This window comes from Metamycoplasma arthritidis (assembly GCF_900660715.1).
Taxonomy (GTDB): domain Bacteria; phylum Bacillota_I; class Bacilli_A; order Mycoplasmatales; family Metamycoplasmataceae; genus Metamycoplasma; species Metamycoplasma arthritidis.
Genome location: NZ_LR215047.1, coordinates 242801 through 266107 on the forward strand (window position 1 = coordinate 242801; position 23307 = coordinate 266107).

Below are 23307 nucleotides of genomic sequence, written 5' to 3' on the forward strand. Positions count from 1 at the left end.
TTCTTTACCTTTTAAATTGATAGTTTTTTAACTACTCTTAGTTTCGCACTTCGCGAACGATTGTTTTGTAGTTTTTCATCTTCTGATGGGAAGATAATTTTTTGTTTTCAGATTTTTTGAATATTAATTGGTAGTTTGTTTAAACGAGGGTCAACGTAATTTTGCTTTTGAAAAAAGTTTTTGACAATGCTATCTTCTTTTGAATGGAAAGTAATAATTAGAATCTTGCCATCTTTTTTTAGTAGCTGAGTGGCGTCTGCTAACATTGCCGTTAGCGCGCCTAGCTCATCATTTACTTCAATTCGCAATGCTTGAAAAACGGCTTTAGCAGGATTTTTTTCGCGCACAATTTTCGCAGGCAAAGCATTTTTAATTATTTCGACTAATTCACTAGTGCTTTTAATTGGTCGTTTAGCGACAATTGCCTTCGCAACTAGATTGGCTAGCTTAACATCAGCGTTTTTAATTAAAATTTTTGTGAGTTCACTTTCGTCAAAATTATCAATAATGTCTTTGGCGCTAAATGAATTTTGTTGATTCATTCGCATATCGAGCGGCCCTTCTTGTGAGTAGCTAAATCCTCTAGTTGGATCGTCAATTTGAGGACTACTTACGCCAAGATCGGCCAAAATCCCGTCAACTTCGTTAATTCCCAATTTTTCAAGTTCCGCTTTTAAGAAACGAAAATCATTTTGAATTAAAGTGAAATTAGGAGATATTTTTTGTAATTTTTTGTAACTTTCTTTTATAGCTTCATTGTCTTTGTCAAAACAAATTAGTCTACCATTAATGAGTTTTTTAAGAATTTCTAAACTGTGCCCAGCTCTTCCGAGTGTTAGATCAACATAAGTGCCATCACTTTTAATTTCCAAGTTATCAATAACTTCTTTTAAAAGGACGGGAATGTGAGTTTCTATAGTTCGATTCCGTTTTTGAAGAGTTCATCGGCCAGTTCGTCAATTTTTTTAGCATCTTTAAATTGTGCTTCTTTTTTGTCATAAATTTCTTTAGCAAAAAGTTCGCAATAATTACCAGAGCCAATAAAGACGATTTCTTTTGTGATAGTGAAATTATCTAGAAAGTGTTTAGGAAGAGTGATTCTGCCAAGACGATCAGATTTAACTTCTTCAGTGTTAGCGAAAATGTATCTAGTGAGTTCTCGCATATTCTTGTTTAGTTTGTTAGTTGCTTCAAGTTTAGCTTTAAATTTTTCAAATTCAGCTTCACTTCGTAGAACTAATGCCTGATCAAAGCCTGCTGTGATGTAAAACTCTTCACCGAGATCTCTAAGAAATTTGGTAGGGATTACGATTCGATTTTTATCATCAAGTTGGCGGCAAAATTTTCCATACATTTCCATTTCCTCCCACTATCAACTTTATTTTACCAAATTTATGAAAATTAAATTTTAAAATTTAGGTTTTTTCTTTTCGGTCAATTTAAAGCATTTTAAAAGCGGAATATATTGATTTTGGTACAATGGTTATATGCTGATTTAGCTCAGTTGGTAGAGCAATTGATTCGTAATCAATGGGTCGGAGGTTCGAGCCCTCTAGTCAGCACCATTTCTCATTTTTTTAAAAAAAGAGACCTTCATTTACGCCGAAAACTAGCTAGCAATTAAGATTTGAAAATAAAATAAATATTTTTTATTAATAATTTCTTTTTTTAGTTATAATGGTTAGGCAATTAATTGAATTGCCGACTTAGCTCAGCGGTAGAGCAGCTGGCTGTTAACCAGTTGGTCGTTGGTTCAATCCCAATAGTCGGCGCCAATAATGGCCCTATGGTGAAGTGGTTAACACATATGGTTTTCATCCATACATGCGTGGGTTCGAGTCCCGCTAGGGTCACCATGGAGAATTAGCTCAGTTGGGAGAGCATCGCCCTTACAAGGCGAGGGTCGTGGGTTCGAGCCCCTCATTCTCCACCATTCGTTCATATTGCACCTTTTAAAATAGCCATTGGCTATTTTTTTTAAAAAGGCAATGAACAAATGGTGGAGAAATAAGCACAAAAAGAAAAAATATTAACTATTACCAAGCTAATTTACTTAATACAAATACTTGTTTTTAAAAATATGAAATATTTAAAGTATTTCAGTAAATTATTGTATAATTTTTTTCGTTACAAGCCGTCTTAGCTCAGCTGGTAGAGCAACTGACTTGTAATCAGTAGGTCGTAGGTTCAAGTCCTATAGACGGCACCATAATAGGCGCGAGTGGTGAAATTGGCAGACACGTTAGTTTTAGGCACTAATGCTTTACGGCGTAAGGGTTCAAGTCCCTTCTCGCGCACCAGTTCAGAAATGACCATCAAAAAGCCAACCACGAGGTTGGTTTTTAATTTTATTCAATTTGAAATAAGAACTATCGTTGCAATAATAATACAAAAACAGATTTGAACATCCAACTAAACTAATGTTTAATAAAAAATGTTAGTCATAGATCACTTTAACAAATAATATTTAATATTTGTTGCCAATTTTTAGTATAAAAAAATGTCCAAAAGCCATTTTTGACTTTTGGGATTTTATAACTCTTAAAGTGAGTACTATTTTTTAATGGTATGTGTCCATTTTATTTTGTTTTCATCTTCTTGCGAAATTGGTTTATCATTAGTGTCAATTTTCAATTTCACTAACCCATCGTTAGCATCAAAGAATCGACGAGTAATTAGTTGATTGAAAACAAAATGTTGATTTTCGTTTGCAAACATTTTATTGGTAAAGTTTATTTTCCCTTGAAGACGACCGAGGTAGTTCAATGGAAAATGCAATCCTTTGTCACCTTTTTTAGATTTCTCTCAAGTTTGCTTATGTTTGTTTCAAACTTCGATAGTATCACAAATAATTTTTGATGTCCAAATGTTGTTATTTTCAATTGGAGCTAATTGTTTCAATGACGCCGACATATAATTTGTCTTATTTGTTTCTAAAAATTCAAAATTGTGAATCTTGAAATTATCTAACATTTCTTCTTCTAATTTGTATTTTAAAGTGTGATCTTTAAATGAAATATTCTTATAAGTTACTTCGCCAACATCATATCATCCTTTTCCAGTTTCCATACCATTGATATTTACTGTTGTTTCTAGCACTTTTGCATTAATATTTCTATCATTTAAAAATCCTAAATTATAATTACCGTTATCAAATTTCATTTCGATTTCATGAATATGCGAAAACTTAATGGAATTGTTAATAACATTGATATTCTCTTTAAATTGAGAAGTAAGATTTTTAAAGGCTACTTCTAAACCTATTGCTACATTAGTGTATCCGCCACGGTAACCTTTTGTTAAATATATAGATAAAGATTTTAAATCATTTAAAGTAAATTCAGTTTCGTCTTTACTCTTAAATATGAAAAACTCTTTTGCGTCATCATCAGATTCATTGGGTCCGATTAATAACCCCTCTTTTCCGTTTAACTTGACCATAAAATGATGATTTGAATAACGTTCAAAAATTTGTTTTGCCATCCTAATTTTAAAATAAACTTTTTTAGTTTTAAAGTCATATTTTAAAATAGCTGTTAAAGGAAATTTTTGCAATATTTCGTTATCAGCTATGTTGGTTGTGCCTAAGTCTCAACCACGCCCACGACGAACTACTTGTCCTCGATTAATTATAACTTCAGGAGTAGTTTTAATTTCGGTGTAATGCTTTACATCATAACTTTTTTCGTAGTATGGAAAAAACATTTAATTAATCTCTCCTCCTTTGTTATCATTTTTTTCATCATTACCTAGTTCCTTTACTTTTTGCCTCAAAATTTTTAGAATGCTTTCCCTAAAATATCATTTTCGATATGCTTCCATATCCATAAAAATTTCTACCTCAATGTATTATTTTAATTAATCGTATTAAACTATTTTGTTGCATTTCTATAGGTTATATTCAATCATTTTATTTTCTCATGGGGTGTTTATAAAGGTAATTGAGTCGAATTTGTCAAGAATGTGTGTGCCGTTTTTAGTTTTGCCTAAAGGAAAAGTGCGATTTATTGCTATGAACTTGTTGCCAACCAATTCGAAAGGTTGCAATTGTATTAAAGAAATGTTAATGCCATGAGAAATTAATCAAGATATTCCTTGCAGCAGATGATTGTTATATCCTGAAGATATTAAAATGATTTGCTGTTCCAAATTAAAATGCGACAGAGGAGTATGATTTTTTAATAGAAATTCAGATAATTCTTTGACTAATGTTTCTTTGTTATTCTTTTTATCATTTCTAAGATGGCGAAATGAGAAAAAATCTTTAGTATTTCTAAATATTGCGTCGCAAAATTCATCTATTGTTTTTAGCTGTGCAAAAGATTGCGCATACGAAAAACTTTGCTCAAATAAATTTTTTGTGTCAAAAATATCTCGCTTTATTTCAATTATTATTAAATTTCCATTTGTGTCAACGAATAATAAATCACATCTTAGGTTCTCACATGAGCTTTTTTGTTTTCCTATATAAAACATTTTTCTTTCACCTAAGATGGTTTGGCGATTATTTATGATAAAGTCTTCTAAGGTTTTTTCGTCAATTTCTCACAATCTAAAAAAAGTTTGAAAAATTTCTTCTTTGATAAAAAGGCCCTTATCTTTCTTTTCAATTTCTAAAATCATTTTTTGTCTCCTCACTTAGCATTCTAGCGCTACGTAAAAAGCGATATATTAAAAATAGGAAAAATATAGGAAAAGTATAATAAAAAACACCTTATGTAGGTGTCAGTCATTTCTGAAATGGTGGCTCCGGCAGGAATCGAACCAGCGACACACGGAGCTTCAGTCCGTTGCTCTACCAACTGAGCTACAGAGCCATGGCGGTCCAGACGGGAATTGAACCCGCGATCTCTTCCGTGACAGGGAAGCGTATTAAACCACTTTACCACTGGACCGTGGTTGCGGAGGTAGGATTTGAACCTACGTCCTTTGGGTTATGAGCCCAACGAGCTACCAACTGCTCTACTCCGCTATATACTGGCGGGCAATGAGGGATTTGAACCCCCGCGGGCCTTGCAGCCCCTGGCAGTTTTCAAGACTGCTCCCTTCAGCCGCTTGGGTAATTGCCCTTGGTGGACCCAACAGGACTCGAACCTGTAGCCGACCGGTTATGAGCCGGTTGCTCTAACCGTTGAGCTATGGGTCCTCTTTATACAGATAAGTCTGTTGGATTTCATATGGTAGCATCGAAGAGAGTCGAACTCTTGACCTTCCGGGTATGAACCGGACGCTCTAACCAACTGAGCTACAATGCCGTATGGTGGAGAGGAAGGGACTCGAACCCTCTACCTCCTGCGTGCAAGGCAGGCGCTCTGGCCAGGTGAGCTACCCCCCCAAAAAAACTGGTGAAGAAGACAGGATTCGAACCTGCGACCACTTGGTCCCAAACCAAGCGCTCTACCAAGCTGAGCTACTTCTCCGTCTTAAATGCCATATCATTATATATAATTTTCTTGAAAGTAAATTAAAAAAACCATTTTTTTGCTTATTTGAGTATTTTCTTCAGAATAAAAAGGCACCCCAACTTAATGGGGCACCAACCGATTTTATTATTCAAACTTTATTGATTTATTAGATAGTGAAATATTGTCAATATAATTTTCATTCTATTGCTGGAATAGGATTCAAAACATTAGTCTAATCAAAAGATTCATCTTTCTATAATAGGTTGATTTATCGTAATATTTCTTGTACCATTTTTTATCTTTGCTACTACCGATATCATCTGGAGAATCTTCAAGAAACTCATTCTTTCAAAGTCTTCAAAAATCTGGGTCAAAGTTTTTTTCGTCTATCAAAAAGTCATAAAGGTTCTTTAATACGGAGTAAATCATATTTTTTAATCTAACAACTTTATTAAAACTTGTAAAGATTTTTAGCAAACTTAAATCATCTTTATCATCGTCTTCACAAGAAATACTATTCTCTTCCTTGCTATTTAAGCCACGATTTTGACGAAATAATTTTATTATTGTACAGACAAATGCTTTTTTTAAATTATAGAGATTATTCCCGCTTAATAAATTCTTGCGAAATTCTTTGAATAATTTTAAAGCTTTATCGCTCAGGCGCAACTCCTTATAATGGTAATGGTGTGGAGATAGTTTGAGGAACATATATTTTTCTGTTCCTCATAACAAATTCTTACATAAACAAATAAAAAAGGTTGAAAATTTTAAAAATAAAATTTTTTTGCCATGTTTTATGGCAAAAAAAGAAATAAAATGTGTAAAGGCCCCTTTTTAAGGGTTTTACTTGAAGTTTAAAAATATTTTTCGGGGTGTTCCTTTTTCATTTTTTCAAGGAACGTCTTTTTAGGTAATGATCCTCATTTGTCCATTAACTTGACGCATTCTTCATATTCTTTATTAGCTCAAGCACTATCTTCAAAGCCGGTTACCTTAGTAATGCCTTCCCCTTTATAGTTTTTATATGTTGAAAAGAAATTTTTAACTCTTACTAGTCACATCTGATCTAAATCATCTAGATTTTTAATGTGATCCAAACGTCAATCATCAGCGTGAACGGCAATTAATTTTGTATCAGTTTCGCCATCGTCAATCATCTTCATTGCCCCAATTACTCTCGCTTCTAATGAAGTGCCGGGCATAAATGATTCTTGGGAATAAACTAGAACATCCAATTCATCGCCATCTCAATCAAGTGCTTCTTTTAAATATCCATAGTTAGCGGGATAGCTAAAGCCGCCTCTTAAGATTCGATCAACCTTGATTTTGTTAGTTTCGCGGTCATATTCGTATTTAATATTTGATCCTAATGGGATCTCGATGTTTACTTCGATATTTTTCATGTTAATTATTTTAGCATCTTTATCTAAGGGGATGCTTTTTATTTTGATAAAATGCATAGATATGAAATTTATCGATGAAGTTAATGTATTAGTAAAAGCAGGCAAAGGTGGAGATGGCATAATTTCGTTTCGTCGTGAAGCCAATGTCGATCGTGGGGGTCCCGATGGCGGCAATGGTGGCCGCGGTGGTAATGTCTATTTTCGGGGTGATAGCGGCCTTAATACTTTGCTAGCTTTTCACTATCAAAATAAAATATCTGCCAAAGATGGTGAAAGCGGTAAACCTAAAAATGCTTATGGTGCGGCTGGAGCAGATGAAATTGTCAAAGTACCCTTAGGCACACTTGTTTATTATGAAGATAATTTAATTGCCGACGTGATTGAGCCTAAAGATTATTTAATTGCTAAAGGTGGCCGCGGGGGCCGCGGTAATTTGATGTTTAAATCAGCTAAAAATACTGCTCCTAGAATTTGTGAAAATGGTGAAAGCGGTGAAAAATTTGCACTTAGACTTGTGCTTAAGGTCTTAGCTGATGTTGGCTTAGTTGGCAAACCTAGCGCGGGGAAAAGTAGTTTGCTCAATGCCCTTTCAAACGCCAAAGCAAAAACCGCTGATTACGATTTTACAACGCTAGTGCCGCAACTTGGTATGCTTAAGTACTATGATAAAAGTTGTACAATTGCCGATTTGCCAGGTCTAATTGCCCAAGCTAGCGAAGGAAAAGGACTAGGTTTTCAATTTTTAAAACATATTGAAAGATGCAAAGTAATTGCGCATGTTATTGACTTTGGCTCTTCGTTGAAAGATCCGATCTTGGATTACGAAACAATTAAAAAGGAATTAAAAGATTACAACCTTAATCTAGAAGCCTTACCACATGTTATCATTGCTAATAAAAGTGACCAAGAAATCTTTGCTACTAATTTAAAAAAATTTAAAAAAGCATATCCCACACTTCCAATTGTTGCAATTTCAGCACTATATCAAAAAAATTTAGATGAACTAAAAGCGGCAATTTTTAAAATGTTAGAACAAGCCAATCAGCAAACTAAAAGCAATGTAGTTGAAAATGAAATTGCAATTAATATTACCTTAGATCGCGATGCGCTAAAAATCCGTAAACTAAGCGAAAATGTCTATGAAATTGAGAGTAAAAAAGTACTCAATGTCGTTGAAAAAATTCCTGTCTCTTCACTTGATAATCTTTGAAGAATCAATAACAAACTTAAAAAACTTGGCGTTTTTGAGTTAATTAAAAAGCATAATGTTCCCGAAGGTGCGACAATCAAAATTGGTAATTTTGAATTTGACTGAAGCGATGAAGAGTAACTAACGATTTTTAGCTATTGCATGAGTTTTATTAGCGAATTTGCTATAATTTCGTGGATATTTTTTTAAAAAATAATTAACTAGGAGTGTTATTAACCATATATGTCAGGACATTCAAAATGAGCAACTACTAAAAATCATAAATTTGCCCAAGATGCTAAAAGAAGCAAGATGTTTCAAAAGTTTTCAAAGGAAATTATCGTTGCCGCCACTTTAGGCGGTGCCGATCCTGATTCTAATCCTGCTTTAAAATTAGCAATTGCTAAGGCCAAGGCAAAAAGTATGCCTAAAGCTAACATCGAAAAAGCTATTGCAAAAGTTGCTGGCGGTAGTAAAGATGGCGCTAATTATGTCTCTTATCTATACTCTGGAACGGCCATGGGCGGTGTAACTTTTTTAATTAGTTGCTTAAGTGATAATTTTAATCGTTTAAGTTCAAACATCAAACATTACTTTACCAAGCATAACGGTCAACTTGGTAAACAAGGAGCAATTCCTTATGTTTTTGATCAAAAAGGTATTATTGAAATTGCTAAAAGTGATGCAGCTGAAGACGAACTTATGATGGTTGCTTTAGAAGCGGGTGCTAGCGATTTTTTCAGTGAAGATGATTCTTTTATTATTTACTCAGAACCTACTAACTTTCAAGTTTTAAAGCAAACTCTTGATGACAATTTTAAAATTGAAAACTATTTAACTGCCGAAGTTACTTACATCGCCAATACCGAAGTTGATGTTGACAAGGCTAAATTAGAACAAATTGAAGCTTTTGTTTCACTACTTGAAGATGACGACGATATTCAAGAAGTTTATCACAATGCTTATTGCGAAGATAATTAACTGTCACTAATTTATTATTTATATTTACAAAATCTTAAATGCAAACTTTATAGTTAACAAAAAATCATTTTGTGCTATGAAGTTTGTTTTTCTATATTCTTTTTATTTAGTTAAGTTACATGCTCCAAGAAAAACCTTTATAGTAACTAATTTTTGTTTGTTAATCCTTTTGCAGTTAAAAGGAAGTAATTTTCATGCTAAATTAATAGTTATTATTTAGTATTTTTTAACTAAAAAACGCTTATTTAAAGACATTTTTAAGAAAATAGCACAATAAAAGTCCTAAATGTATTTTTAATGTGTGATTTAATGATCAAACACAATTACTTTAGATATTTCACTTTTTTGTATTAATAATTTAATAATCTTTTAAAATTAGTATTTATTAAAGGCATTTTTAGCGAAAAATTGCTAAAAAAATAAGGTATTTTTTGACCAAAAATAGGAGAAATTTACATTAGATAGTCATGAACCGCTCGAAAAAGAAAAAAAACACCATTGCTGCTTTGACTATTTCAACGGCATTGCTAGTATCCTCGACTATATCGGGGATCTTATATATAAAACACCGTAATTCTATGAAGTATAAAACCGCTCATCATGAACCAGCAATTCAAACAATGAGTGAAGAAGAAAGAAAAATCTTGGAATCTTTATGTAAAAGGATTGAAAAAGTTACTAATAATCTTGTAGTTTTAGACCAAAAAGCCAATGGTCAGCTAACTGAAAGCACCCCTAGTCAACTTGAACTTGCCAAAACCTTAGACGAATTAAAAAAACAGCTAGAAGAAGCCAACAAAATTCAAAAAGAACTTGAAAACGTTCAAAAATTTCCCGAGCTATTAAGTAAATTAGCCAGCCTTGAAACTATTATTTCTAAGTCTAAGAAAACTAAGCAAGAACTTGAAATAAGAATCTCAGAATCTAATAATGAGATCAAAAAGCAAATTAATAACATTGAAAAGACTTTAAAAGTTTTAGATGAAAGAGTCGCTATTGAATATGACGCTAAAAATATTGACGAACTAAAAAGTATTGTAGAAAAATTAAAAGCCCTAGAAAATGATGTTAAAGGAATTGAAAGTTTAGCTAACGCAATAGAATCAATTTACAAACAAGAAGCAATGAATCTTTCAAGTGCTGTAGCTATGGCGCTTTTTGATGCTAAAATAAAGCAAAATGATTTAGAAAAATTGCTCCAAACTGAAGCTGCTCTTTTTGAAAAATTAAAATCAGAACTTGAAAGATCAATTCATGATTTGATTGAAACGCAAACCGCCGCTAATGAAGCTAGCACTATTGATGATAAGACTGAAAAATACAAAAACTTTGAGCAAACGATTGAAAAAATTGAAAAGAAACTAATAAAAATAAATGAGGACGCTCAAAACTTAAAAGAGCAAACAAATAAAGACGATATTGCTGTGTCAGTTAATAATTTGACAAAAAAACTCAATGATGCTAAAGCAAATTTAAAAGATAAAAATCAGCAACTAGATAATGATAAAGAAACCAATAATAATGACACTGAAGAAATAATCAAAGTGGCAAACGATGCAATTAAACAAGCTGATGATGCTATTAAAGACCCTTCTAATAAAGAAAAAATAGCAAAAACAGAAGACGATTTAAATGATGCAATTCAAAATTTAGAAGAACAAAAAGATAACTTAGTTGGTGATTCAAAAAACCTTAATAAAATTATTGAAAAAATTCAAGAAATTGAACAAAAACAAGTTGATCTAGCCAGAGCCATAGAAAGACAAGAGCAATCAGAAGATGATCAAGCCAAAGAATTAGCATCAGAAGCAGATAATCTAAAAACTAAGCTTGAATTACTATCTAAAGGCCTTGATCCTTTTGATGCTTCTAAAGAATATGAAAACAAAATTAAGGTAGTAGAAAATAAAATAACATCGCTTGAAGAAGGAATTTTAAAAGCTAATAGCGAAGCTTCAAAACTAAAAGAAAATCCACACTTGAAGACCAGCTATGACACTCTTGTTAAATTTAAAGATGAAATTAAGTCAAAAATTCAAAGCTTAAAAAGCCAAATCAATGATGCTAAAAATAATCTAAAAAGCGAATATAGCACTTTGAAATCACAATCAGATAAAGTGAAACAAAATTTAAAGAATGCTAATAGTTATGAAAAATTGGTCGCCTTAAAAGATGTGATCGGTGAAGAAAATGGTGATAAATTATTTGGTCAAATTAAAAAAATAATCGTGAATATAACTAAATTTGACATAGATAACGAATTTAAAGAACTTTTTTCAGATGTTAAAAAACTTGAAACTGAGCTAAAAACAATTAATGAAGAAATAGACGAAAAATTAACCTCAATCCAAGAAAAGATCGCTAAATTGATCGAAGGTCTTTCACATCAAAAGGCACAATTAGAAAAAAACACTAAATTTGAAAACATTGCCGATGACGATGTTGATGCCCTTAAATTGGCTATTGACACCCTTGAAAAAGAACTTGATAAAGCCAATAAATTTAAAAACGACGCTATTAGTAAAAGAAATAGCGATCCTAAAATTAAAGCCGAATCTGAAACTAATTTTCAATTACTGGAGCAAACAATCAAGTCATCTCAAACAATACTAGAAACTAAAAAACAAACTTTATCTACGCAAAAAAACATAAATGAATCCAAAGTAACTACTGCACTCCAAAATTCTAGTGAAGCTAAAAAATTGATTGATGAGGCAATAAAACTGCCTGAAACTAGCGGCGATAAAATAAAACAAGTATCGAATTCTATTCAAAAAGCAAAAGAAGTGAACATTGAATTAGAAAAAACTAAAAAAGAATTAATCAATGACAAAGAAAACGAAAAGAAAATTGAAAATGAGTTAAAAGAGTTAAATGAAAAACTTGAACAAGCACAAAATCACCTTAAAGTTTTAGAAGAAGGCGAAAGTCAAAAATTAAATAATATTAAAGTAAAACTTGAAAAAATAAAAAACTCTCTAACTAAAGCTAAAGACAACTTAGAAAGCAAAATCGACTTAAAAGATAAAGAAGATGCTAATGAAAATTTAAAGAAAGTAATTGACAAAGCAAAAGTAGATCTTCAATCACAAAAAAATGCACTGTCAACACTTCAAGAAGAGTCTAAAAAACAAGATGGTCAAAACAATGTTGATACAATTGAAAACTTAATTGAAAATCTTGAAAAACAGTACAACGATTTGAAGAAAAAAATCGACCAAGATAAGGCAGAGAACAAAAGAAAAACCAACGAAGCTCTAAACGTTGCACAAAATATCCTTAAAAAAGCAACTGAAGCAATTAAAAAATCCAATGCCGATGATGATAAAGAAAAAAAACTTAACGAAGCGTTACAAGATTTAAATAATCAAAAAAACATTTTTTCAAATTTAATCAACGATGTTTTAAAAAACGATAGCGAAAATAGCCAAAAAATTATCAAAAAAAATAAAGAATTATTAGAAAAAATAACAAGAATAGATAAATCGATCTTGGAACATAAAAGTTGAAAAGATTTTGTTAAAAACAAAATAAAAGAAATTGCTGAATTAAACAATAAATGATTGACCACAAAAGCTAATATAGACCGACTAAAGGTAAATTTAAATTCTTATCAAATTAACGGAGGCGAATCAATTAAATTTTGATTAGAATTATGAAGTGATCTTAATAATAATTACAGGAAGCCTTTTAAAAAATGAGTAGAAATCGCCAATGACCCAAAATATAATAGCGAGCTTTGAGATCGTTTCGATAAACAAGGTAATACATGGGGAGGTTATGAGATTGATGGATTTTATAAAAATATTTTAATAGACTATATCAAAACATTATCTAAATACTTGTTATCCAATCAAGGAAATTTGGTATTTAATAACTCAGAAAAAAGTAAATTTGACGATTTAATAGGAGTTATACAAAATAATAATGAGTCATGAAAAATGACATCAGAAGAATGAAAAAAATTCTATAGTGATATTATTAGGCTTTTTACAAGCATCAGTAAACATGATAATAATCAAACATACCTTAGCGCAGTAATAATAGAGCTTAAAAAACTAATGAATGTTACTGTTAAAGAAATCAAGTGAAGTGAACAAATTAATCCAAACTACCGTAGTTTTTTAAATTTTGGCTAATTTAAAAAGTTTTAGAAATAAAAAATGGGAATTTCCTCTTTGGGATAAATTCCTATTTTTGTTGCTATTAAGATTTCTTAGCTTTAAGAATTTTTTCAATTTTTTTAGTGATGGTTTTTTCATTTAATTCAAAAGTTTGCGACATTTGGTTTTCAGAATGAGAATTATCAAAATCTTCAATACCAAAGTTAAATTTCGCTAATTTGGATCATCCTATAGACATAGAAGATTCAAATGATATCGCCTTAGAACTTAAATAATTTAGTTTCTCTAAATTTTGAATGTTTGCTGATGAGATTAATGAAATTTTATTTTTCTTGGCAATATTATATAAATTATGAAGCTCTTGGCCACTACCAATTAAAGTTCAAGGATTGCTTTTAGATTTAAGAATATAGTAAGCACCTTCTTTGAATTTTGCTTTATCAGTTTCAGCTAGATGTGGCATTTCTTTAACATTTGTTATGATGGCAATTGGTTGACTGGAATCGTTAAAATAGTATTCAAACGCCCCTTTTAATTCGTTTTCATCATATGGTTTAAATAGCTGAAGATTTGAGGTCATTCTTAAATTGTTTAGTTGGTCAAAAGTCGTGAAAACCGAAGCATTTTTAATCTCTTCATTTATTTCATCATTAAAGAGATATAAAATTTTGAGTTTCATCATTCCTGCAGCTTTAATTGGGGATTTCATTAAATCAAAACTACTTAGCGAGCTAGAAATTATTGGTCTAAAATTTGAATGCAATGCAATGCCATTAGCAATAGCTGCCATAGCATTTTCACGGCGGCCAAAAAGAATGTTTCTTCCTTCTCTATTATTAGGGGCATAAGAACTAATTTCATTTTTAATTAAAGTTTCAGCATTGCTATCAGCGCTTCCCACTATCAAGTTGAGATTTTGTTCGGCTAAACTGTTAATCACAAGTGAGGCATTTTGTGCAGTAGATTGATTTTGTAGAAATTTCAAATCGTTTAAATTAATTTTAAGATCAGAATTAAGGAAGTTAAGCAATTTATTGGTAGGTGATCATTTGGCAAATTTAGCTGCGTTAGTTTCGCAAATTTTTTGTGAATAAAATTTCTTAACATCTTCGTCAACTGAAAAATTATCAGCTTTTTTAAAGTAGATATTATCTTTAAAATCAATTAGTTCGTCCGCAGACAAATATCCTTGAAAAATTAAATTGCTATTGGCTTTTTTTGTTCCCTCACCTAAAGTCGTGTGCACAGAAATAATAGTAGGTTTTTTACTATGCTTAGCTTTTTTAATAGCCTTGTTAATTTTTTTCACATTATTTGAGCAAGCAATGAAATTAAATCCCATTGCTCGATATTTGGCTTTGGTATTTTCTTGTAGAACACTTTTTGTATAAGAGTCTGCTTGTACACCATTTGAATCATGTAAGACAATTAGTTTATTTAATTTATTAGTTGCGGCAAAACTGAGTGCTTCTTGAGCAACGCCCTCTTGTAGATCGCCATCATTACATAAAACATAAGTGTAGTGTTCCGCTTCGGGAAATTTACTGCTTAAAATTGACTCAGCTATAGCAAGCCCAACGCTAATGGCAATTCCTTGCCCGGGTAAAGTCGTTGAAGCTTCGATGCCGGTGGTGTTAAAGTTACAAAAAAATGGAGTTTTTGCTTCAGGTTTAGCAAAACTCTCAAGATCTTCTTTTGAAAGAAGATTAATAATTCTAAGCATTGCATATACCAAAGGAGTTGCTTGATAAGAGCTTAAAATAAAACGATCTCTAGCAACTCACTTAGGATTTTGAGGATCAAATTTTAGATGATATGAAAATAGGGTGTGAATAATTTTGGCTGAACTAATTAAAATACCAGCATATCCTTTTTTGGCGTTAGCTATTTGTGCTAGTGCATTCATTTTTAGCGTGTCAGCACAAAGTTCATCAATATGTTTTCTAAATTTCATTAATAATACCATCAAAGACTAAATTTATATTGCTTGGTTTTTTATTGATAAGCGAAAAAATCTTTTGTTCAAGTAAAAAAATCATTTTTTTAGTTTCAAATACAAAGTTGTTTAAATGATTAACTTTGTATTTAATATTCAAGTCAAAATTGCTACGATCCGCATTAATGATAAGTTCAATCGGCGCGGCTAAAACTACACCTTCAAGTTCATCAAAAGTTTTTTCAATTGTTTCTACTATTGCTTCTTTAGCAACTTTAAAAGCAAAATTCATTTTGGCATTTACAGTAACAAATTCTTCAGACATCATATTTACGCTCTACCAACGTATTTGCCAGTTTCAGTAGAAACTAATATTTCTTCGCCTTCTTTAATAAATAGTGGTGTTTCAACAACAAAATCTGTTTCTAAAGTTACTTTCTTTTGCGCTGCTTGGGCAGTGTTACCTTTAACTGCATCAGGTGCTGAAACAACTTTAAGAGTCACATTAGCGGGCAATTCAATATCCAAAACTTCTTCTTGAAACTTTCTTACCATAACTTTTTGGCCTTCTTTTAAGAAATTAAGTTCTCATTCAACATGATTAAGTGGAATTTCAATTTGCTCAAAGGTTTCTTGATCCATTAAAACGATCGCTTCACCAGAATTGTATAAAAAGTCCATATTAGTTTTTTCAATCATTGCTCTTTCAACTTTTTCACCGCCAGTGAACGATCTGATTGTAGTTGAGCCGGTGCGCAAGTCCTTTACTTTAACCTTAACATTTGCTTGACCGCGGCCTTGTTTTGAATGCGAAGCTTCTAAAACAACATAAATTGCGCCTTCTAATTGAAAAGTCACACCCGATTTTAAATCATTAACATTAATCATAGTTTTTCTCCTTGGGAATTTAACTCAAAATAATAAAATTATTATAGCGAAAAAAAACGCCAAAGCATGCGGTTTTTTTAAAAGCTTTTGCTAGAATTTTAGTATGACATTTCAAGAATCATTTAAACGCCCTAAATTAAACAAAAAAGAAACCAAAATCTACCAAACCTATATCAAGAAATTGAGTACTTGGATTTTGCAAAAAGTTACCTCGGCTAATCAAAAAGGAATTTCATTAGGAATCTCAGGAGGCATTGATAGCTCACTTTTAGCAGTAATTTGCAAACAAATTCCAACGATAAAAACCTATTTCTATCATTTTAAAACGTCAAGCAATCCAGAAATTGAAAGAAACATTAACTTGCTTGCTAAAAAATTTGATCTTAATATTGAAACAATTGACTTAAGTGATGAATTTAATAGTTTAACTTCAAAACTTAGCATTAATTCTAATCAAGTTTTAGGTAATCTAAAATCACGGCTATATATGTCAAGTTTATACGCTCTTAGCCAAAAAAATGAAACGTTAGTGTGTGGAACTGACAATTATGATGAACATTTTTTAGGTTACTTTACAAAATATGGTGATGGCGGATGTGATATTTTGCCAATCGCTAATATTAAAAAATCTGATGTTTATGCTTTAGCTAATATGTTGGGTGTTCCGGATGAAATCATTGATCGAAAACCCAGTGCTGATTTATGCGAAAATCAATCTGATGAAGGTGATTTAGGGTTTAGTTATGAAACTTTTGAAAAATGATTAATTGATCCTAATTTAGTTTCTAAAGAAATTGCTGATTCTATTACTCACTATCATAAAATTTCTAATCACAAACGTCTTGAAATCCCTCGTGGTCCTAAGTTAAAATAATTAATAATAAAACATTAATTTTTATCTTGCTAATAGTCTTTTTTAAAAATAAAATGCTTATTTTATTTACTTTTATAGACTAGATTTTACTACTCAATAAAGAAGGAAAAAATGTTTTATCAAATCAATAAAAAAAGAGGGATTTCAAGCTTCAAAGCTATTAAAGAATTTGCCAAAGAAAATCATATTAAAAAAATTGGTCACGCCGGTACTTTAGATCCTCTAGCACAAGGACTTTTAATAGTCGCAACTGACCAAGACACTAAAATGCTTTCTTTGATTGCAAACGATGATAAAGAATATTATGTAAAAGCTTTTTTACATCGTTCAAGTGCAAGTTACGATGAAGGTGAACCAATTACCTATTTAGAAAATAAACACATCACTAAAGAAATGTTGCTAAAAGTTTTAGATGAGCTTAAAAATACCACCACACAACTACCACCTGCTTTTAGCGCCAAAAAAGTAAATGGGGTACGAAGCTATTTACTAGCAAGGGATAATAAAAATGTGGTTCTAAAACCTAATGCCATTAAAATTCACTACATAAAATTAATTGATTTTAACTATGAAGAGCAGAGTTTTATTTTTGAAACTAAAGTATCAAAAGGCACTTATATTCGGTCGATGGTGCATGATATAGGTCTAATGTTGGCCACCGATGCTTGCACAAATATTTTGAAAAGAACTAAGGTTGGAAACATTTCTTTAGATGAAAAAAATAACTTTTCAAAAATTAATGATATTAGGAAATTATTTGGGGTATCATTATATACGTTAACAAAAAATCAAATTATTTTGCTCGCCAAACAGCAGCCGCTTTTTATTGAAAATTTGGCAATGCAAAATGATCAAACAATATTTACTTTCTTAAACGAAATAATCGGATACGGAACGGTCGAACATGGTAATATAAAATTTACCAAACTTTTTTACCCCGTTTTAGACAAGATTATTAAAGGAGAATAGCAATTATGACAAAATACAAAATTATCGCTTTTGACATTGATGGTACACTGCTTCCATTTGGAATTGATGAGCTTTCACCACGTCTAAAAGAAATGTTTGAAAAACTAAAAGCAAACGGATATATTAATGTTCTTTGCACCGGCCGTGATATTTTTACTGTTGGCAAGCAAATCAATAATCCTTATGTTGACTATTTTATTGGTGCGAATGGAACTTTTATTTTAGATTTAAGAACTAACGAATATGTTTTTGAAAAAACAATTGCTTATGAAGATTATTTAAAATTCCAGGAATTTGCCAAAGAAAACCAATTAGCATTTTCGTTTGTTGGTAATAAATGAGGCTACTATAACGATCTTTTTAATATTGATCACTGATACTATCGTCCTTATAAAGATAAATTCCTTTCAGTCGAAGAATTTCAAAAGCAAAACGATAAAAATTATTTAATTACCGTAACTTGCAAAAATCCTCAAGAAGTTTCAAAAAAACTTACTAAATTCTTTGAAGATAACAACATTGATCTATGAGTTTTAGCCGAATGAAGTGGTGGCGTATTTATTTCTGCTAGAGAAATTACCAAAGCAACTGGTCTAAAAATCCTAACTGATCTTTTAGGATATTCGTTAGAAGAAGTTGTTGCCTTTGGTGATAGTGAAAATGACATCGAAATGCTTCGAGCTGTTGGACTAGGAATTGCAATGGGCAATGGTGAAGATGTTACCAAAGAAGTAGCTAATGAAATTTGTTTACCAGTTACTGAAGATGGACCGTATTTTAAACTTCGTGAAAAAGGTTTTTTTTACTAACATCAGTTAACCTAACATTTTTTTAATTAATAATTGCTTTATATAAAATAAAAAACACTTGAGCTTTATAAGGCCAAGTATTTTTTTTAATTTTAAAAAAAGGTTTATTAAAAAAGAAAACTTATTTTTGATGATTGCCTAAATATTTTTGTTTAAGGGCAAGCGTTTTTAAATTTTGTACTTCGCTTTCACTCAAATGGCGAGTTTTGCCAATCTTTAGATTAGCGTCAGTGATCGGTCCATAACTTACGCGATGAAGTTCTTTTACATAATTATTCACTAGTAAAAAGAGATTTTTTACATGGTGGTTTCTACCTTCGTACAAACTAACACTATATTTAAAAGGCGCCAATTTGCTAAGGCTTTGACTAGACTTTTTGCCATTTAGTATTACTTTGTTACTATTTAGATAATTAAAATCGCCCTCGGAAAGTTCTTTTTCTAGAACAACTTCATAAACTCTTTTAATATTGGCAGACGGATGTGCTATTAAATTAGCAAAATCACCGTCGTTAGTAACCAAAATAATTCCTGTACTATTAAAATCCAATCTTCCAACCGAATAGGCATATTCTTTTAGGCCCATATACTCGTAAATTGTTTTTCTTTTTTCAGGATCTTTTAAGGTGCAAATAGTATTTTTAGGCTTATTAAAAACTAAATAAAACTTTGGGGGCTTAATATTTAATTTTTTTCCATCAATAAAGATTTGATCGTCCGCTAATACTCTTTGGCCTAAAGTGGCGACTTGGTGATTGATTTTGATCCGTTTTTGCTTAATAAGCTCTTCGGCCTGTCTTCTCGAACAATAGCCTACTTGACTAATGGCTTTTTGAATTTTAATTGTTTTTTCAAACTCATCTTTAGTTTCAGTCATAGTGCGACTAATTATAAGCCATATTTATTTATAAATATTAAACTAAGCGGTTGCCATGCCTCTTTAGTATTACTAAAGCGTGATAAATTTATGTTTGAGGAGGAAAATGGAAAAGCTAAGAAACTACAATATTGATTTAACTAGTAGCTTTGCTCTTAAAAGGCGATTAATTAATGACTTTTGTAAGTTAGCAATGGCGAAAAACGAATATAACAAAATTAAAAGTAATTCCGCACAAGATAAAAATATTTTAGATGCATTTTTAAAATCATTGGGCCATGATTATCTGAAGATTTTTACTAAAAATTTTTTGATTAAAGAAGATCTTTATGGAAGTTGGTATCTAAATTATTGATCCAAAACAACGTATTATAAAAAACTGAACTATGTTGTTAATTTATTTTTGAGGTACATTAGCGATGTGAACTAATATACCTCAAACTATGCAACGGTCAGCAGTTTCGCAACAACAAATCATTCAAGAAAAACTACTCTATCGACTTGAAAGAAGAATTTTCAGTCAAACTTATGTGAATGCCAATGAAAGTTTTGAACTAAAAGTAAGAAAGCTACTAGAAACTGATGAATTAATTATTGAGTTTCATTACACCAACCGTGACGCTCGCTTAACTAATGTAGAAGCAATTGCAACCATTAACAATAAAGAAATTCATTTTAATAGAGTGAATTCGAGTGGCGGAAAATATGTGTTTGCCGCCATTCTTAAAAAAGATAAAGATTGAAATAATTTCAAATGAATTGATTTAAAAAACATTAATTTTGAACTAGCCACTAAAGAGGGTTACTGGCAAACATATCAAAAGCTTTATGGCATAACTTATTATTTTGGCCACCCTAGCATGCAAAAGGACATTAATGTATCTAGCGAAGGCATCAATCTAAGATTGCTTACTCTATTTTCAATTAAGTGCTTTAATGAAGAGGATATTCAAAAAAGTGCTTTTAAAAATAGTTACAGTGAATGGCTAAATTTTGTAGCAATCCCACGCGAACTTAAACAGGGTGTTTGAAACCAAGTTTTATATGATTTAGAACTTTATAAAACGACATCAAAAGATAATAAAAAAAACTACAACCTAAATCAAACTGATCATAATGGCATTAAAGTAAAAGGAACAATTGCAAATCGATCAATTGAAGGGAAGTTTCAATTAATTTGCAATATTTTTGGCAAAGAAAACACAATTGCAATTAACTCCAATAGTTATTATGACCATCGACAAAAGAAAACCATATTTAGTCCCGACCATTTGCAATCACAATTAGGCTTGTTATTACCACTCAATTTTTATGGTAATTTTAGTCACCAAACAACAATTGATTTTGGCGATCAATTAAAAGATTTTAAATTAACTTACAATCAAAAAATTTCAAATCCTTATTTTTCGCCAACAATTGGAAAAGTAAAACTTAAAACAATTGAGTACAACAAGATCCCCATGTTAGAAAAATGACAAACCATCAAGTATGAAAACATTAATAAGATTAATAAAGAAAATATTACATTAGAAGAAATAGGAAAAATTGGAGGTGAATAAAATGACAAAAAAATCAAGAATATTTTTATGAAGTTCACTAGCTACCATCTCGGTCTTAGCAATTGGTGGAACCGCAACAGCTATGTACTTTCATAATAAAAAAGCTGAATCAAAAGATGCCAAGGATCAAAATCGACTTAAAAAAGATAACGATATTAAAAATAAGAAGGATAGTAATAAAAAAGAATCGCCTAAAGAAGAAGGACCGAAGTTAAATCCCAAAGATAATGACGATAATGGTGGCGAAGGCAACGACATTGAAGAAGAGCCTAAATATAAAACTATCCCTTCAAGCGAAATTTTTCCGTTGGTCAATAGTCTTGATTATTATGATAAGCTAAATTTCCGCAATGGACAAGCTTGAATTGACGAAGATATGATTGCTTTTATCATTAAAGACATTGTTAGTCGTATGACAATTACTTATGGCAAAATCAAATACTCGTATAAAGTCATTTCTGACCAAGAAGTTTTAATTAGTTTTATTTGATATTCACAAGAAAAGTACGAAAAATCATTTAGAACTTATCGCATTTTTGTTAATAAAGTATAATTGTCATGCTATGGACATTCAAAAATTAGTGTTTAACGAAATTAAAAAATTAACTAGAAATAGTTTTGATGCTTCATCAAGTCTAAAAGACCTTGATATTGATAGTTTAGATTTTATTGTCCTAGTGACGAGCGTTGAAGAAAAATACAACATAACCATTAGTGATGATGAACTAATGAAGCTAAAAACTATTCAAGATATTATTGATTGTTTAAATAAAAAATTAAATTAAATTTTATTATAAAATTATTTAGCAACAAACTACCAATAGGGGTATAGTTCAATGGTAGAACAACAGGCTTCAACCCTGTGTGTTGTGGGTTCGAGTCCTGCTACCCCTGCCATTTGCTTAATTGCATCTTAATTTTTTAAATGAGTCTTAATAATTGAGGCTCATTTTTAGTTTGAATTTTTGCAATAAATAAAATAAAAAGCCTATAAATAGGCTTATTTTGGCACATTTCCGTGAAATGGTGCCGTCTACTGGAATTGAACCAGCGACCCCTTCCTTACCATGGAAGTGCTCTGCCCCTGAGCTAAGACGGCTTTTTTGCTTAATCATTATAACAATTTTTATAACATATGTTAAATTTTTGGAAAATGTCTTTGGTTAAACTATTAATTTGAATAATATTTTTTTGCTATAATAAAAAAATTATGGAAAAGACAATGTACACCTCTTTAATTTCAATTAAAGAAAAATATGAATTATTAGCTCAAGAACTAACTAAGCTAGAAATTTTTAACGATATTAAAAAATACACTAAAATTCAAAAAGAACATGCTTCAATTGAAGACATCGCTATCGCTTTTATTAATTATTTAGCCGCAGAATCGTCATATAACTTATCAAAAGAAATTTTGCAAAACGAAAAGGATGAAGAGTTAATTGCCTTGGCAAAAGAAGATATTGATGAGCAAAGCACATTAATGCAAAAGCTTGAACAAGAGCTAAAAGAACTACTACTTCCTCAAGATGAAAATGACAACAAAAATGTCATTATGGAAATAAGAGGAGCGGCCGGTGGCGATGAAGGTGATATTTTTTCTGGCGATTTGTTTAAAATGTATCAAAAGTTCTGTGAAGCAAATGACTTTAAAATAAAAATTGTTGATTCAGTATACGGCACTGCTGGTGGATATAGTAGAATCGTTTTCATAGTTAAGGGTGAAAAAGTCTTTTCTAAATTGAAATTTGAACGTGGTGTGCATCGTGTACAAAGAGTGCCTCAAACCGAGACTCAAGGAAGAGTTCACACTTCAACTGCAACAGTTACAGTTCTTCCCGAAGTTGATGATGATGTTAAAATTGAAATTAGACCAGAAGACATCGAAGTTGATGTTTTTCGTAGCTCTGGTGCTGGTGGACAATCAGTTAACACCACTGACTCAGCAGTACGGATTACTCACAAAAAAACTGGCATTATAGTAACTAGTCAAGATGAACGTAGTCAAATTATGAACCGTGAAACTGCTTTAAAAATTCTTAAAGCTAAACTCTATGAAATTGAAGTTAAAAAGCGGGAAGAAGAAGAACAAGGCTTAAGAAAATTGGCAGGAACTGGTGATCGTAGCGAAAAAATTCGTACCTATAATTATCCTCAAGATCGAATTACCGATCATCGAATTGGCTTTTCACTTTCGCTTAAAAATGTTATGGAAGGCAATTTGGACAAAATTATTGATGCTTTAATTGCCGATGAAAAAGCTCTAAAGATTAAAGCTGCAGGATTTTAA

21 protein-coding genes and 16 tRNA genes are annotated in these 23307 nt (G+C 31.2%); 18 read left to right on the forward strand and 19 right to left on the reverse strand.

Going from position 1 to position 23307, the window contains the following annotated elements:
- Window positions 1-11: 11 nt before the first annotated feature.
- Window positions 12-917, reverse strand: a complete 906-nt coding sequence (gene rsmH, locus EXC42_RS00990) for a 16S rRNA (cytosine(1402)-N(4))-methyltransferase RsmH (protein WP_041914087.1) — start codon at window positions 915-917, stop codon at window positions 12-14.
- Window positions 914-1354 carry a division/cell wall cluster transcriptional repressor MraZ gene (locus EXC42_RS00995; RefSeq protein WP_012498124.1) on the reverse strand — a complete coding sequence of 147 codons (441 nt, stop codon included), beginning with the start codon at window positions 1352-1354 and terminating at the stop codon, window positions 914-916. Before EXC42_RS00995 ends, rsmH begins: the two co-directional genes overlap by 4 nt.
- A 135-nt stretch (window positions 1355-1489) precedes the next feature.
- Between EXC42_RS00995 and EXC42_RS01000 the strand changes: the two genes are divergently transcribed.
- From EXC42_RS01000 to EXC42_RS01025, 6 genes are all read left to right on the forward strand, one after another.
- Window positions 1490-1565, forward strand: a tRNA-Thr gene (locus EXC42_RS01000).
- A gap of 135 nt (window positions 1566-1700) precedes the next feature.
- Window positions 1701-1775 (forward strand) — tRNA-Asn (locus EXC42_RS01005).
- A 5-nt stretch (window positions 1776-1780) separates the two neighbouring features.
- Window positions 1781-1856 (forward strand) — tRNA-Glu (locus tag EXC42_RS01010).
- 1 nt (window position 1857) lies between these two features.
- Window positions 1858-1933: transfer RNA gene (locus EXC42_RS01015), tRNA-Val, on the forward strand.
- A 200-nt stretch (window positions 1934-2133) separates the two neighbouring features.
- A tRNA-Thr gene (locus EXC42_RS01020) sits at window positions 2134-2209 on the forward strand.
- Between the two features lie 6 nt (window positions 2210-2215).
- Window positions 2216-2300: transfer RNA gene (locus tag EXC42_RS01025), tRNA-Leu, on the forward strand.
- Between the two features lie 253 nt (window positions 2301-2553).
- Here the strand turns inward: EXC42_RS01025 and EXC42_RS05930 are convergent.
- The 12 genes from EXC42_RS05930 to EXC42_RS01085 all read right to left on the reverse strand — a co-directional run bounded on the left by EXC42_RS05930 (window position 2554) and on the right by EXC42_RS01085 (window position 6811).
- On the reverse strand, window positions 2554-3705 hold the full coding sequence (locus EXC42_RS05930; RefSeq protein WP_012498125.1) for an MHO_1580 family protein: 1152 nt from the start codon (window positions 3703-3705) through the stop codon (window positions 2554-2556).
- A 183-nt stretch (window positions 3706-3888) separates the two neighbouring features.
- Window positions 3889-4623, reverse strand: a complete 735-nt coding sequence (locus tag EXC42_RS05935) for a PDDEXK family nuclease (RefSeq protein ID WP_012498127.1) — start codon at window positions 4621-4623, stop codon at window positions 3889-3891.
- Window positions 4624-4741: 118 nt separating this feature from the next.
- A tRNA-Phe gene (locus EXC42_RS01040) sits at window positions 4742-4817 on the reverse strand.
- Between the two features lies 1 nt (window position 4818).
- Window positions 4819-4895 (reverse strand) — tRNA-Asp (locus EXC42_RS01045).
- 1 nt (window position 4896) lies between these two features.
- Window positions 4897-4972 (reverse strand) — tRNA-Met (locus EXC42_RS01050).
- A 6-nt stretch (window positions 4973-4978) separates the two neighbouring features.
- A tRNA-Ser gene (locus EXC42_RS01055) sits at window positions 4979-5069 on the reverse strand.
- 1 nt (window position 5070) lies between these two features.
- A tRNA-Ile gene (locus EXC42_RS01060) sits at window positions 5071-5146 on the reverse strand.
- A gap of 32 nt (window positions 5147-5178) precedes the next feature.
- Window positions 5179-5255, reverse strand: a tRNA-Met gene (locus EXC42_RS01065).
- Window positions 5256-5258: 3 nt separating this feature from the next.
- Window positions 5259-5335: transfer RNA gene (locus tag EXC42_RS01070), tRNA-Ala, on the reverse strand.
- 8 nt (window positions 5336-5343) lie between these two features.
- A tRNA-Pro gene (locus EXC42_RS01075) sits at window positions 5344-5420 on the reverse strand.
- A gap of 186 nt (window positions 5421-5606) precedes the next feature.
- Window positions 5607-6116 carry a hypothetical protein gene (locus tag EXC42_RS01080; protein ID WP_012498128.1) on the reverse strand — a complete coding sequence of 170 codons (510 nt, stop codon included), beginning with the start codon at window positions 6114-6116 and terminating at the stop codon, window positions 5607-5609.
- A 146-nt stretch (window positions 6117-6262) separates the two neighbouring features.
- Complete coding sequence (locus EXC42_RS01085) at window positions 6263-6811, reverse strand: inorganic diphosphatase (protein WP_041914147.1); 549 nt, start codon at window positions 6809-6811, stop codon at window positions 6263-6265.
- Window positions 6812-6872: 61 nt separating this feature from the next.
- Here EXC42_RS01085 and obgE point away from each other — a divergent pair, with 61 nt between their 5' ends.
- The 3 genes from obgE (at window position 6873) to EXC42_RS01100 (ending at window position 13120) form a co-directional block, all read left to right on the forward strand.
- Window positions 6873-8141 (forward strand): GTPase ObgE, encoded by a 1269-nt coding sequence (gene obgE, locus EXC42_RS01090; RefSeq protein ID WP_012498130.1) that lies wholly within the window; start codon window positions 6873-6875, stop codon window positions 8139-8141.
- 102 nt (window positions 8142-8243) lie between these two features.
- On the forward strand, window positions 8244-8981 hold the full coding sequence (locus EXC42_RS01095) for a YebC/PmpR family DNA-binding transcriptional regulator (RefSeq protein ID WP_012498131.1): 738 nt from the start codon (window positions 8244-8246) through the stop codon (window positions 8979-8981).
- 467 nt (window positions 8982-9448) lie between these two features.
- A complete protein-coding gene (locus EXC42_RS01100; RefSeq protein ID WP_012498132.1) occupies window positions 9449-13120 on the forward strand; it encodes an MspA/MspB/MIB-like signal-anchor domain-contatining protein in 3672 nt (1223 codons plus the stop codon).
- 67 nt (window positions 13121-13187) lie between these two features.
- Here EXC42_RS01100 and EXC42_RS01105 read toward each other — a convergent pair whose 3' ends face one another.
- The 3 genes from EXC42_RS01105 to efp are packed head-to-tail and all read right to left on the reverse strand — an operon-like array spanning window position 13188 to window position 15929.
- On the reverse strand, window positions 13188-15059 hold the full coding sequence (locus tag EXC42_RS01105) for a transketolase family protein (protein WP_012498133.1): 1872 nt from the start codon (window positions 15057-15059) through the stop codon (window positions 13188-13190).
- Window positions 15049-15369 carry an MMB_0454 family protein gene (locus EXC42_RS01110; RefSeq protein WP_041914088.1) on the reverse strand — a complete coding sequence of 107 codons (321 nt, stop codon included), beginning with the start codon at window positions 15367-15369 and terminating at the stop codon, window positions 15049-15051. Before EXC42_RS01110 ends, EXC42_RS01105 begins: the two co-directional genes overlap by 11 nt.
- Window positions 15370-15371: 2 nt before the next feature.
- On the reverse strand, window positions 15372-15929 hold the full coding sequence (efp, locus tag EXC42_RS01115) for an elongation factor P (RefSeq protein ID WP_012498135.1): 558 nt from the start codon (window positions 15927-15929) through the stop codon (window positions 15372-15374).
- Between the two features lie 103 nt (window positions 15930-16032).
- Between efp and nadE the strand changes: the two genes are divergently transcribed.
- From nadE to EXC42_RS05940, 3 genes are all read left to right on the forward strand, one after another.
- Window positions 16033-16803 (forward strand): NAD(+) synthase, encoded by a 771-nt coding sequence (gene nadE, locus EXC42_RS01120; RefSeq protein WP_012498136.1) that lies wholly within the window; start codon window positions 16033-16035, stop codon window positions 16801-16803.
- 111 nt (window positions 16804-16914) lie between these two features.
- Window positions 16915-17772 (forward strand): tRNA pseudouridine synthase B, encoded by an 858-nt coding sequence (locus tag EXC42_RS01125; RefSeq protein ID WP_012498137.1) that lies wholly within the window; start codon window positions 16915-16917, stop codon window positions 17770-17772.
- A gap of 5 nt (window positions 17773-17777) precedes the next feature.
- Window positions 17778-18581, forward strand: a complete 804-nt coding sequence (locus EXC42_RS05940; RefSeq protein ID WP_012498138.1) for a YcsE-related riboflavin metabolism phosphatase — start codon at window positions 17778-17780, stop codon at window positions 18579-18581.
- A gap of 121 nt (window positions 18582-18702) precedes the next feature.
- Here the strand turns inward: EXC42_RS05940 and EXC42_RS01135 are convergent, their stop codons facing one another.
- On the reverse strand, window positions 18703-19458 hold the full coding sequence (locus EXC42_RS01135; RefSeq protein WP_012498139.1) for a pseudouridine synthase: 756 nt from the start codon (window positions 19456-19458) through the stop codon (window positions 18703-18705).
- Between the two features lie 106 nt (window positions 19459-19564).
- Between EXC42_RS01135 and EXC42_RS01140 the strand changes: the two genes are divergently transcribed.
- The 5 genes from EXC42_RS01140 (at window position 19565) to EXC42_RS05955 (ending at window position 21914) form a co-directional block, all read left to right on the forward strand.
- Window positions 19565-19888, forward strand: coding sequence for an MG284/MPN403 family protein (locus EXC42_RS01140; protein WP_012498140.1), 324 nt, complete (start codon window positions 19565-19567; stop codon window positions 19886-19888).
- A gap of 13 nt (window positions 19889-19901) precedes the next feature.
- Window positions 19902-21017, forward strand: coding sequence for an MHO_1580 family protein (locus EXC42_RS05945; RefSeq protein ID WP_129648854.1), 1116 nt, complete (start codon window positions 19902-19904; stop codon window positions 21015-21017).
- Window position 21018: 1 nt separating this feature from the next.
- Complete coding sequence (locus EXC42_RS05950; RefSeq protein WP_012498142.1) at window positions 21019-21570, forward strand: MHO_1590 family protein; 552 nt, start codon at window positions 21019-21021, stop codon at window positions 21568-21570.
- 10 nt (window positions 21571-21580) lie between these two features.
- Window positions 21581-21802 carry a phosphopantetheine-binding protein gene (locus EXC42_RS01155; protein ID WP_012498143.1) on the forward strand — a complete coding sequence of 74 codons (222 nt, stop codon included), beginning with the start codon at window positions 21581-21583 and terminating at the stop codon, window positions 21800-21802.
- A gap of 37 nt (window positions 21803-21839) precedes the next feature.
- Window positions 21840-21914 (forward strand) — tRNA-Trp (locus EXC42_RS05955).
- 127 nt (window positions 21915-22041) lie between these two features.
- Here the strand turns inward: EXC42_RS05955 and EXC42_RS01165 are convergent.
- Window positions 22042-22116: transfer RNA gene (locus tag EXC42_RS01165), tRNA-Thr, on the reverse strand.
- A gap of 111 nt (window positions 22117-22227) precedes the next feature.
- On the opposite strand from EXC42_RS01165, the gene prfA reads away from it, so the two are divergent.
- The gene (prfA, locus tag EXC42_RS01170; RefSeq protein ID WP_041914149.1) at window positions 22228-23307 is read left to right on the forward strand and encodes a peptide chain release factor 1; all 1080 of its coding nucleotides are present in this window, start codon (window positions 22228-22230) and stop codon (window positions 23305-23307) included.